The sequence below is a fragment of the Paenibacillus thalictri genome (assembly GCF_004307995.1).
GTDB classification, from domain to species: Bacteria; Bacillota; Bacilli; order Paenibacillales; family NBRC-103111; genus Paenibacillus_AF; species Paenibacillus_AF thalictri.
Genome location: NZ_SIRE01000001.1, coordinates 20,347 through 32,813, shown reverse-complemented (window position 1 = coordinate 32,813; position 12,467 = coordinate 20,347). Strand labels below are relative to the sequence as shown.

Below are 12,467 nucleotides of genomic sequence, written 5' to 3'. Positions count from 1 at the left end.
CGGAATATATCGGCCTCGAACGCAATACTAAGGAGGGGAGCAAACCGATATTGCGCGAACTGAAAAGAAACATGATCGCTTACGCGTTTATATCCCCCTGGTTTATCGGTTTTCTGGTGTTTATTATCGGACCTATGCTCGCTTCTTTATATTTTTCGTTTACGCAGTATGACATGCTCTCCAAACCGTCATGGATCGGATTGGACAACTATGTCAAGATGCTGACCGATGACAAGCGGTTTATTACCGCGCTGAAGGTAACGTTTACCTTTGTGTTTGTTTCGGTGCCTCTTAAGCTGGCATTCGCTTTGCTCATTGCTATGCTATTTAATGTTGATCGTAGAGGGGTATCCGTCTACCGGACGTTGTATTACGTTCCGTCGATACTCGGCGGCAGCGTCGCGGTAGCCGTAATGTGGAAGCAGCTTTTCGGCTCGAAGGGGGCGGTTAACGCGCTGCTTGGCATCGTCGGGATCAAAGGCACCAGTTGGGTGGCGAGCCCCGATTTTGCTTTATGGACGTTGATTCTTCTTGTCATCTGGCAGTTTGGCTCGCCTATGCTTATTTTTCTGGCCGGGTTGAAACAAATCCCGCATGAATTGTACGAAGCCTCCAAGATGGACGGCGCCGGAGCATGGATGAGGTTTTTTCGGGTGACGCTTCCGATGCTGACGCCGATTATTTTTTTCAATCTGGTTATGCAGACGATAGGCGGGTTTATGACCTTTACGCAGAGCTTCCTGATCACTGCCGGCGGCCCGCTGGATACGACGTTGTTTTATGCGGTGTATTTATACGAGACGGCCTTTACCCATTTCCAGATGGGGTATGCTTCCGCTATGGCGTGGGTGCTGTTGATTATTGTAGCGCTATTTACCGGACTCATCTTCAAGTCCGCCGCTTCCTGGGTACATTATGAATCGGAAGGGGGCAAATAAGGATGAGCCAAGCCATGCGTTCTTTCGTTTATCACACTGGAGTCATCCTCTTCGGACTATTTATGGTTTATCCCATTCTGTGGACGCTGTCGAGCTCGTTAAAGCCTGAGCAGGAAATTTTCGTCAAAGCGGCATCCTTAATCCCGTCAACCGTCAATTGGGGAAATTATGTGAAGGGATGGGCCGGCTTCGGCCGTACTGACTTCGGTATTTTTTTTCAAAATTCGTTTATAATCACGATTGGTGTAGTTATCGGTACCCTCATTTCTTCAAGTCTGGTAGCTTTCGGATTCGCACGGCTGCAATTTAAGTTCCGTAAGGCGCTGTTTGCTTGTTTACTTGTAGCCGTAATGCTTCCGGCGCAGGTGACGCTGATTCCGCAATATATTTTGTTCCATCAGCTGGGCTGGATCAATACGTTTTTGCCGCTGATCGTTCCTGCGTTTGTCGGGGGCACGCCGTTTTTTATTTTCATGCTGATTCAGTTCATCCGCGGGTTGCCCCGGGAACTGGATGAATCTGCGGTCATCGACGGCTGCAGCACCTTGGGCATTTATTGGCATATTATTTTGCCATTAATGGTCCCGGCCCTTGCGACAGTTGCTATTTTCTCCTTTTACTGGACATGGGATGATTTTCTGGGACCGCTCATTTATTTAAACCAAACGAAGCTGTTTACGGTGTCGCTGGGACTCCGAATGTTTGCCGATCCATCATCGGTTTCGCAGTGGGGGCCGCTATTCGCCATGTCTGTGCTCTCCATCGTGCCGCAGCTGCTTGTCTTTCTATTTTTCCAGAAATACTTGGTACAGGGCATAGCCACTACCGGCTTGAAGGGATAACAGAGCACTCACAGGTATAATTCTCCCGCAAGCTGCTTCGCCTTTCTCCTAAAAAAAGCCCGCTACCCTAAATCGATGATAGAGGGTGCGGGCTTTAAGGGCTTCACGGGCATCGATCAGATTCACAGATTTGCTTTCATCGGACAGCCTCTAGGACTGTTTCTTTTTCCACTGCAGCCTGTATTGATGCGGGGTAATCCCTTTTGTATCTTTGAACGCCCGGCAGAAGTAAGAGGTGTTGCCGAGGCCGACCAGCTCGCCGATCTCCGCTACGGACTTGTCCCCGACCGTGAGAAGCACGCACGCCTGATGGATCCGCCTTGCCTTCAAATATTCGGAAAGACTTGTGCCGGTCATTTCTTGAAACTGATGGGAGACATAATACGGCGACATATGAAGCTCATCGGCCAGCGCCTCCAAGCGGAAAGGTTCCATGTAGTTCCGTTCGATCCACTGCATCATTTGTTCCGCCCGGTGTGATGTTCTTTGGCTGCCTGCAGATGCGGGTCTGAAGCTGGATAACAGCAGCCGGAGCTGTCTGAGCAGCGCAATAAGAAAGGAAGCGGCGTCTTCGCGTTGCGCTTCGTTGCTTGCCTCCACCCGGCGCTCCCCGAATCCGACCAACGTGCTCACGAACTCATGGTTTTCATTCAGCGGATATATGACAGGGCTTTTGACGGCGCCCCGGCACAGGTTGTGCAGGAAGGAACTCAGCAGCGGCAGCCCGCCCAAATACGGCTCAAAGACGGAAGGCTCAAATAACACAAAACTGCGTACATAACGTGCCGTTTCATTAATCTCGGGCTGGAGCCGGTGCAGTTGAAAAGGCTGGAACAAACATAACGAGCCGGATTCGATGTCGATGGAACGCCCGTCGATCAGCAGCCGGCCCCGCCCTTCGTGAATGTACTGCAGCTCCATGCCTTGGTGGGCATGAAACGTTTCCTTAAAGGAATCGTGCAACGTGGAAGTTCGATAGAGAACGGCGTGCAGCGGGAACTTATTTAAATCAAACTGCTCGACAAGTTTCATAAAAAAGCCTCCTTGCTGCCATTTTATCACAAATCGCAATATTGTGTTATTTTTAGGCAAAGTGGTGTGACATTCTGAAAGCGGTTTTTGGTACATTATGGCTACACCACTTTAAGGAGGCACTTATTATGAGTGATCATCATGTAAAAGGAATTGTCGATGTAGAACGGGACAAAGCGGGAAACACCGTGAAAAGCTCGCGTTATTTGCGTCCCACCGATACGGCGAAAATATTGAAGCCGCTGTTGTGGCACGAATTCGAGCTTTCGCGGGCGGCCGCCGGTTGGGTAACGGGCAGTCGGGCGTATGAGACGAAGCTGAAGTTTGGCCGTTTGACGTATGTGCATATACGTCATGCGGAATGTTTGCACAAAAGGCTCGACGAGCTTCCGGGAGGTCTGGGCGAAGAAAAATCCCCCGCACGCATGCGGGAGGCTTATGAAAGAATGGCTTCAGCGCCATCCACTGAGGCGTTTATCGCCGGGTATCGGATTTTTTACCTCCACTTGCTGGCCAAATACGACGAATACTTAAGCAAAGCCGACCCGATCCTAGATGCGCCGACGATTGATCAAGTTCGCATCGCTTTGCTGGACCGTCAGGACATTTTATCGTGGCTGGACGGGCAATTGCGTTTTGCCGGGTTGGATGAAGCGGCGGGGCGGATGCTCGATGAGTGGACCGCATATGCGGAAAACTTGTGGAATACGCTGGACAGCGCTCGTTCGGGCGCGGAACCGTTGTTTCCTCCGGCACCGAATGTTGAGCCGGCCGGACCGATTCCGGCGACGCCGCTGATGGACGAGGAGCGTTTTCCGCCGCTGGAGAGCCACGGGGGGGCGGCGCAAGCTTATTCGGACGACGGGATGTCCCCGCTGTTTCATTCCGTAAAACAAATGGTTTACATCAATGCGACGGAAATCTCCCCAGCCGAAACGATGACGTATCTTTATTATTCGGTACAGAATATGCCGCTGGCCTTTTATTACGACTTCGCGCGGCATATGTGGGATGAATTCCGCCACAGCGAGATGGGGATGAGGCGTTTGCAGCAATACGGATACCGGACGACCGATTTCAAGTGGCTGCGAACTTCGACGTTAAGCGAAGACAACGATGCCCGTTACGCCGATATGTACGCTTGGCTGACGATGGTGGCCGAGGCATGCTCTTTCACGAAAAAGCGCAAGGCCGTGGAAGCACTGTGGAAATTCGGCGATGACCTGTCGGCGATTCAAAGCGAGTTTGACATCGTCGACGAACGGCTGCATGTCGATTTTGGCACAAAATGGGGGCCGGAGCTGTATAAGCAGGTGGGCGATATGATGACGCCGCAAATTATGGCGGAACGGGCTCGTCGGCGCCGCTTGGAGGAACTTCAGCACGTTCAGCCGGATGAAATCGACAAGCTCGCGAAAAATTTCCCAGCTTTTTGCGGATTCCATACAAACAAGCTGGAATACGAAAATTATTGACGGAAGGAGCGGTTTCTGCGATGAGCGGCGTGCCATTTAGCGGTGAAGCGAATGAGTTATTCCGCCTCGGATTCGGGGCGATGGGGCTTGACGGGCGTTTCGGTGAGCAGGGAGACGAAGCAATGATCGCTTCCATATTGTTCAGCTTGGAGCAGGGCGTTAATTTTATTGACACGGCTCGTGCTTACGGCAGATCGGAGGAGCTGGTCGGCAAAGCGTTAAAGCGCTGGAAGGGCCAGCGGCCGTTTGTTGCCACCAAAGTGGCGGCCGCTTCAGAGCCGGCCGGGTATTTGCCCGGCGCCGGCTTCCATTATTCCTTGCCGGTAGAGCTGGCGTATCCCGCCGGCCATGTTACCCAAAGCGTGGAAGAGTCGCTGCGTCAGCTTGACGTCGATTGTATCGACTTGGTGCAAATGCACCAATATTGGCCGCAGTGGGACACCTCCGATTATTGGATGGAGGAATTGATCCGCTTGCGGGAGCAAGGCAAGCTGCGGTTCATCGGCGTGTCGTTGCCCGATCATCGCAGCGACTTGGGGATAGCGCTGGCGCGGACGGGTCAAATTGACTCCATTCAGACGGTCATAAACATTTTCGACTCCATCGCTTTTGACGGGCTTGTGCCGATCTGCCGGGAACACGGCGTGGCCGTGATTGCGCGTGTCATTATGGATGAAGGCGGGCTTACCGGATGGTTGCGGGAAGATACGAAAATACCTGATACGGACTACCGGCACCGGTATTTCGACTGTGTGCCGCGTTCCGTATATACCGAAAAAGTCGAGCGGCTGGGTTCCTATATTCCGGAGCATGCGGACTGCTTAGCCGAACTCGCTGTGCGGTTTGTTTTAAGCGATCCCGGAGTGACGGTGGCCTTAACGTCCATGCAGGTGCAGGCTTATGCGGAAGCCAATATTCAAGCCGCCCGCAAAGGGGGGCTGCCGGCTCCCGTTTTTAACACGATGAAAGTTCGCAACCGCTGGATTCGCCATTTTTATCACGAGAGAAGGCACATGATCTGATGAATATGGATAAAGTGTTATGGCTTGAGTTGTTTCCCGATGAGTTTAAAATACGCCAAAGGGCTGTCCCTTTGGCGTATCTTCCTTTAGGGATATGCGAACCGCACGGACAGATCAGCGCTTTCGGACTGGACACGTTTAAGGCGGAATTTTTAACGCAGGAAGCGGCCCGGCGCTGGGGCGGCATCGTTGCTCCGACGATGAATTATCACGTTCATGAAATCGGCCCGTCGGCGCGGTTTCTTGAGGAGCGGGTCGGGGAAACCAATCCGCATATGACGTCGGTTCCGTCTTATGTGTTTCTTTATTTTTTTCTGTACCAGCTTCGAGTTTTGTATAATGCCGGTTTCCAGGCTGCGGTAGTGCTGTCGGGGCACGGCGGCTCGCACCCCGACGATTTGCGCAAGGTCGCCAAGCATTTTGGCAAATTTACGGGCATGCGCATATGGATGGGGACGGATTTTGACTTGGCCGCGCCGCAGTTTCCAGGGGACCATGCCGGGAAATACGAAATTTCCGTCTTATCGTACCTGCGGCCGGATTTGATTGATCCGAGCCGACGGGTTTTGGAAGACGTCCCCGGGAGCGGGGGGGCATTTGCGCTTGGCGACGATGCGGACGAAGCTTCCGCCGAATACGGTCAAAGCATAGTGGAGTTGTGCTTGGAGCGCCTTGGCGACATTGTATCCGATCTCGCAGAAGGGTTAAGCGCCGCTGACGAGAGTCGCATGCTGGGTTTCGAGCAGACGGAGCAAATATGGCGGGAGCTTGTAGGTGCGGAAAGCTGGGCCACGCTGCAGCCAAGACCTGGGCAGCCTCCCGTGTCCGAACATTCCCGGTGGAAGCAAGGTGAATTCGGGAAAATCCGCTACAATTACAATTTGGAAGATGAACCCAAATCGGCGGAATAACGCTGGCAGGCCGAGTATTACACGTGTTGTAATGAGGGGGAATTTAGGCGCCCGTGTGCAACGGTGAAATGGAATTGACCCATTTTGCCGCTGAAGTATGCTATACTCACTATAGAGGTGTATGTCGATGAGCCCAAGGTTCCCCCAGATCAACTCCGTTTTTTTTCAAGTTTTTTCTAAATTTCTGATCATTATTTTGCTGCTTACCTCGTTTAATTACTTTTCCTTTTCTTTTTTCAAAAACAATATTTTGGATGAAATTATTAAAAACAATAAATTGAATTTGAACAACACGGTGAAGGAATACGAGGAGTATTTTATCGCCCTCAGGGAAGAGATGCTGCGGTTATACTCCGACAGTAAAGTATCGCTGATCAACGGGCAGATGATGACCCGGCCGCAGAACGAAATCAACTATTTGCTCGTTAGCGACCTGCAGGACATGATGCAGAAAATGACGGCCAACCGTTTTCTTTACATGGACAATGTATTTCTGTTTTTTAAAGCTCAGTCGATGCTGATTGAAAGAGACGGGACACCCAGCGAAGACAGAATGTTTTCCGCTTTTTATTCAAGCGCAATGTATGCGCCTTCATTTTGGCGGGATCAATCAAGCGCCTCGTACCATTTTAAGATTTTCCCGGCAAGCCTGTTTGCCAAACATACCGGGACAAGCCTGACGCTTATGCCGGTTATTGTGAAAAATTCCGCGTATACCTATTATATATCGGCGCTGATTCAGCCGGACAACTTGTTCGAAAACTTCCATCGCTCCACGGATGACAGTTTCTTTATCCTGAACGAGAACCGCCAGCCTGTATATATCCACTCTCAGTCTACGGATTTTAAGCTGCCGGACTTAAACCGGGAGGAAGACTTTTATGAAAGCGAAGGCAACTATTATTTCTACAAAACAAGTCCGCTGACGGGGTTAACTTATATTAGCATTATTCCTACACACCGGATCTACGACCAGATTCTCGGACTCAACATCACGTTGCTTGCCGTGCTGCTGGTTTCCATCGTGATCAGCATCATCGCTTCGATCTGGTTTGGAAGAAGGCTTAACCGGCCGATTAAGCAAATCATGGACTCTCTGCAGCAGCCCCGGTCCATCCTGCAGCTGAAAAGCAATATTAGAGAATTCGATTTTATTTCCGGCAAAATTCAGGAACTCAACAGTCTCAACCAGCAAATACATCAGGATTTGCTCACTAAGAGCTCGCAGCTCGAGAATTACGAATACATCAAAAAGCTCAAAATGATCTACACCGATTCCCACGACAGAGGCAAAATAGACCGTTTTTTTGTCGTCTTGTTTCATCTGAATTATTTGGACACGGACCGGAGTTTGACGCTGGAAAGAGTCGCTTATTTCATGAAGGAATTCATTCACTTGTCTTTGAACGAAACGTTTCCAAATTCCTTTACAATTCAGATTGAAAAAAATCAAATCTTAACGATGGTTTTCGGTGACGACCAGCGGCAGCGGATTGAAGAGGCGTTAAGCCGGCTGAAGGCCGTTTTTGACCATGATAAACAGTCGTGTCTTGTGACGGCAGCCGTAAGTTCGGTTTATGCCGATTCTTTCGAATACCACAGCGCGTACGAAGAGGCGCTAAAGCTGCTTGACGGGCGTTATTTGTCCGATGAAATGGAAATCATTACGGAGGCCAGGCCGATACCGGGCAGTTATTTCTTTACCGCCAAGCAAGAGGAGGAATTTTTTCATCTTCTGCAGGCGGGCAATTGTTTGGCTTGTGTAGACCTTATACGCAAAATGCTGGAACATATGGCTGCTTCGGGTGCGGTTGCCGGCCAGTTTCATAAATTTTCGGCGGATATTTTGTATAAATCGTTAAATATTCTGGAAGCGGTAAAAGTGGAAACCGGCGAGTTGGTCCGCGATTACGTTCCGGCACAGCTGGCGCAAATCTGCTCGATCGACCACTATCTGCGGTTTTTTGAACGGTTTTTCCATCGTGTGTCCGAGCTGGTCAAGGTCAAGAAAGAAGAGCAGGACGATACGATCGCTTTTGTTCTGGAATATATCAGGAAAAATTATGCCGAGGATATTTCTTTGGAACAGGTGGCCGCAAAACTAAACCTCTCGCCATCGTATCTCTCGATTTATATTCGCGAGAAAACCGGGAGCAACTATTTGGAGCATATTCATACATTCCGAATCGGCAAAGCGAAGGAGCTGCTGGAAAACAGCGATTTGAACATTCAGGAAATCGGCCGGCAAATCGGCTATTACAATCCAACCTCATTTATCCGTATGTTCAAGCGGTTTACCGGAACTACCCCGAAGGAATACCGCAAGCTGCAGACGCTGCAAATGTAGAACATTTTTCCTGAAATGGTTGACGCCCAACTGTAGATATGCTAGCTTTTAATTAATAACACTAATTTACTGGGAATAGTATGATTAATGGTTTTTAATAGGGCTGACCGGAAACCCGGAGGCTGGGATCCTCACTAAACGTATGAAGGTGAGAGTCTCAGCCTCTTATTTGTTTCATTTCCGCCGCCAGCCGTATCGTATTTTTTTTAGATGATCCACATTTTCTTCGATAAACAAGGTATGGCGGATAAACACAAGGAATGTTGATTTTAATCGGGTTCTTATCCCGTTATTGTTATCGATATAAACAAGTTTGACCCCAAAAAGGAGGAGTTTATTTGAATATCAAAACAGCATTTGGAACGACACTGGCTGTGCTGCTTACCGCCGGGACGGTCATCGGGTGTTCTTCCGCGCCGACGGCTCCGGCAGCAAATCCTGCCGCAGCCCCCGACAATCAGAAAGCGGCCGAGCCGGCCAAACCGGCAGAAGTGAAGCCGGCAACACTGAGGATGGCGACGTCCAATCACCCGATCTGGCCTTACAATAAAAACTGGTCGATCTATAAAAATGTTGAAGAGAAAACCAAAATCCACCTCGACGTCCAGACGCCTCCGGGCAATGATTATGAAGCTGCGCTGAACTTGATTGTTGCTTCGGGCGATATGCCCGACTTCATGTTTGTGCCTAACATCACCATTGCCAACAAATACGGGCAGCAGGGAGCGTTTGTCGATATATCCCAATACTTCGACCTGCTGCCCAATTTCAAAAAGTTTTTGCAAGCCCGGCCGGAGGTGCAAGCGGCCATCATGTCGGCCGACGGCAAATATTACTTCTTCCCGAACTCGGGACTCGAGAAGCAGCTGAGGACAACTTGGCTGTACCGGGAAGATCTTTTTAAAAAGCATGGGCTGAAAACACCTGCGAATTACGATGAGCTCGGCGATGTGTTGAAGAAACTGAAGGAGCTGTATCCGGACAGCTATCCGCTTACCTTCTACAATAAGCTCGATAAGGCCGACGCGATGGCGTACAACTTTAATTCCTCGCATTTTCCGTATTATGATTACGACAAGAAGGAATGGAGATTCGGGCCCGTCGAAGACAACTACAAGCTGATGCTTGAATACTTGAACAAGTTTTATAAAGCCGGTTATATTCCGCCCGACTTTATGGCTCATCAACGCAAGCAACATCAGGATTTGTTCGCGCAAAACAAATCGTTTATTACCGTCGATGCGATCGGATTGATTGACGAATACACAGAACCGCTGAAAAAAGCGATCCCCGAATTTCAGCTGTCGTATATGGTTCCGCCTAAGGGAGGGCCCAACGGCGCGCAAAAAATGCCGTTTATCGGCATGGAAACCCGCGGGTATACCGTCTCGTCCAACTCGAAAAATATTAAAGACGTGATGCGATATTTCGACTACATGTATTCGGACGAAGGGACCCGCTTAGCCAGCTGGGGCAAAGAAGGGGAGGACTTTACTGTTGTAAACGGCAAAAATCAGTTTAAGCCGGACTATACCAGCTTTGCCGATTTGCGCATCAAAACCGGTATCGTCACTCCGGGCTCTTATGTCGTAATGGATTTTGACGCTTACGTCAATTTGTCCTCGCCGCAGATGAAAGACGCATTTAAGACCGTCGAAGGTTACGAAGCCAAACCGCAGCCGCGTCCCGCTTTTAACGAGAAAGAAATGGAAACTTTGTCCACGATCGGGGAAGCGGTTAACAAATACAGAGATGAGAACGTGGCCAAATTTATTATGGGCCAACGAAATTTAAGCGAGTGGAATCAGTATGTGGAAGAACTGAAGAAATTAGGCTTGCAAAAGATGATGGACGTGTACAAAACCGCCTACGAACGGACGTTAAAGAATATGGGCGGCAAATGACGGGAGGCGTATCGCATTGAATGTAAGACCAGCCAGAGCGTCACAAAAACGCAGCCTCCCGGTGGTGGCGGGCAAGGAATTGTCCGCTGCCCGCTTGCTTATTCGTAAAATCCGCAGGGATAAATACCTGCTGCTGCTTGTTCTGCCGTGTATGCTGTATTACTTTATTTTCAAATATTTGCCCTTGTTTGGCATTGTCATTTCGTTTCAGAATTACAATTTATTCAGAGGCGTATGGATGAGCGAATGGGTCGGGCTTAAATATTTCAACATGTTTATGGAGAACCCCGACTTCCTCAAGCTGATGCGCAATACGTTTCTGCTGGGGTTTTACAAGCTTCTGTTTGGTTTCCCAGCTCCGATTATTCTTGCGCTGCTGATCAATGAGATCAGAAAAGAAGTGCTGAAGCGGTTTGTGCAAACCGTCAGTTATTTGCCGCATTTTATTTCCAATGTCGTTGTCGCGGGGATGGTCGTCATGTTTCTGTCCCCGACGGGTGGCGTCGTCAACCAGGTGATCAAGGCGTGGGGATTTGCCCCGGTGAACTTTATGATGGAGCCCGGCTTGTTCCGGCCGATTTATGTCATCTCGGAAATTTGGCAGCATGCGGGCTGGGGCACGATTATTTATTTGGCCGCATTGACGGCCATTGACCCGCAGCTGTACGAGGCGGCCAAGATGGATGGAGCGAGCCGCTGGCGGCAAACGCTGCATGTGACGTTGCCCGGCATCGCCCCGGCGATTGTCATTATTTTGCTGCTGGACATCGGCAGAGTGCTGGAGATTGGCTTTGAGAAAGTGTTCTTGCTGTACAGTCCGGTCACTTATGAAACGGCGGACATCATTTCGACTTACGTGTACCGGGTCGGCTTGATTCAGGGCAACTACAGCTACGCCACGGCCATCGATCTGTTCACGGGAGTCATCAGCTTTATTTTTGTCGCCACCGCCAACTATATCAGCCGGAAAGTCGGAGAAAACAGCTTATGGTAGAAGGGGAGGCCGGTACATTGTGAGAAAGCTGACATGGTTTGACGGGCTGAATTTGCTGCTGATGGTTCTTGTGGTGGCAGTGACGCTGTATCCGTTTTATTACATGCTGATCGTATCGGTTAGTGACCAGGCGCATGTGCTCAAAGGGGAAATCTCGGTGTGGCCTAAGGGAATTAACCTGGAGATGTACGATTATGTGGTCAAGGACGGGCGTATATTTAACGGTTACAAAAATACGCTGATCTACGTAACTCTAGGCACGTGTATTTCGCTGGTCATTACTTCGATGGGCGCTTATGCGTTGTCCAAAAAAACGATGGTGTTTGCCAAGACGTTTATGTTTCTGATCATCGTCACGATGTTTATTCAAGGCGGGATGATCCCGACATTCCTGGTCGTCAAGCAGCTTGGTCTTGTCAATACGATGTGGGCGATGGTGCTGCCGGGGGCTATCGCCACCTGGAACCTGATTATTATGAGAACGTTCTTCAGCAATATACCCAAGGAGCTGGAGGAATCGGGCAAACTTGACGGTTTAAGCGATGTGGGTATTTTTGTTAAAATTGTAGTGCCGTTGTCGAAGGCGGTATTTGCCACTATTGGCTTGTTTTATGCCGTGCAGATTTGGAACAACTATATGGGCCCGCTCATTTATTTGCGCAACGCCGATTTGTTCCCGCTGCAGGTTATGCTGCGCGAAATCGTGCTTGCCGGCCAGCTGACCGGAAGCGAAGGAGCGGTAACGGACAATTACATCATGGCGGAGGATTCGCTGAAATACGCCACGGTCATGATGTCGACGCTGCCGATCCTGATTATTTACCCTTTCCTGCAGAAGCATTTTGTCAAAGGCGCGATGATCGGTTCGGTGAAAGGGTAAGGAGGGCCGAGCTGCGTTGTGGAGTAGCTGGACTTACAGGCCAATAAGCCTGAGTTACAAAGCTAATGAGTGTTGGAATTTGCGTGACCAGTGAGTCGAACTTACTTTCAGAAGGGAGTGTT

The 12,467-nt window shown here is 49.9% G+C and carries 10 protein-coding genes; 9 read left to right on the top strand and 1 reads right to left on the bottom strand.

Annotated features, from left to right (window positions below; genetic code table 11):
• Positions 1-71 precede the first annotated feature (71 nt).
• Entirely contained in the window at positions 72-938 is an 867-nt protein-coding gene (locus tag EYB31_RS00115; RefSeq protein WP_240761977.1) for a carbohydrate ABC transporter permease, read from the top strand.
• A gap of 2 nt (positions 939-940) precedes the next feature.
• On the top strand, positions 941-1,780 hold the full coding sequence (locus tag EYB31_RS00110) for a carbohydrate ABC transporter permease (protein WP_131011236.1): 840 nt from the start codon (positions 941-943) through the stop codon (positions 1,778-1,780).
• 150 nt (positions 1,781-1,930) lie between these two features.
• Here EYB31_RS00110 and EYB31_RS00105 read toward each other — a convergent pair whose 3' ends face one another.
• Complete coding sequence (locus tag EYB31_RS00105; protein ID WP_165452117.1) at positions 1,931-2,812, bottom strand: AraC family transcriptional regulator; 882 nt, start codon at positions 2,810-2,812, stop codon at positions 1,931-1,933.
• Positions 2,813-2,940: 128 nt separating this feature from the next.
• Here EYB31_RS00105 and EYB31_RS00100 point away from each other — a divergent pair, with 128 nt between their 5' ends.
• The 7 genes from EYB31_RS00100 to EYB31_RS00070 all read left to right on the top strand — a co-directional run bounded on the left by EYB31_RS00100 (position 2,941) and on the right by EYB31_RS00070 (position 12,345).
• Complete coding sequence (locus tag EYB31_RS00100; RefSeq protein WP_131011234.1) at positions 2,941-4,287, top strand: DUF455 family protein; 1,347 nt, start codon at positions 2,941-2,943, stop codon at positions 4,285-4,287.
• A gap of 20 nt (positions 4,288-4,307) precedes the next feature.
• Positions 4,308-5,309: an aldo/keto reductase gene (locus EYB31_RS00095; protein WP_131011233.1), complete on the top strand. Its 1,002-nt coding sequence runs from the start codon at positions 4,308-4,310 to the stop codon at positions 5,307-5,309.
• Positions 5,309-6,220, top strand: coding sequence for a creatininase family protein (locus tag EYB31_RS00090; protein ID WP_131011232.1), 912 nt, complete (start codon positions 5,309-5,311; stop codon positions 6,218-6,220). The genes EYB31_RS00095 and EYB31_RS00090 overlap by 1 nt, the downstream gene beginning before the upstream one ends.
• Positions 6,221-6,347: 127 nt before the next feature.
• Positions 6,348-8,567, top strand: coding sequence for a helix-turn-helix domain-containing protein (locus EYB31_RS00085; protein WP_165452116.1), 2,220 nt, complete (start codon positions 6,348-6,350; stop codon positions 8,565-8,567).
• 338 nt (positions 8,568-8,905) lie between these two features.
• The gene (locus EYB31_RS00080) at positions 8,906-10,471 is read left to right on the top strand and encodes an extracellular solute-binding protein (protein ID WP_131011230.1); all 1,566 of its coding nucleotides are present in this window, start codon (positions 8,906-8,908) and stop codon (positions 10,469-10,471) included.
• A 151-nt stretch (positions 10,472-10,622) separates the two neighbouring features.
• Complete coding sequence (locus EYB31_RS00075) at positions 10,623-11,465, top strand: ABC transporter permease (protein WP_131011281.1); 843 nt, start codon at positions 10,623-10,625, stop codon at positions 11,463-11,465.
• Between the two features lie 16 nt (positions 11,466-11,481).
• Entirely contained in the window at positions 11,482-12,345 is an 864-nt protein-coding gene (locus EYB31_RS00070; RefSeq protein WP_240761975.1) for a carbohydrate ABC transporter permease, read from the top strand.
• Positions 12,346-12,467: the final 122 nt, after the last annotated feature.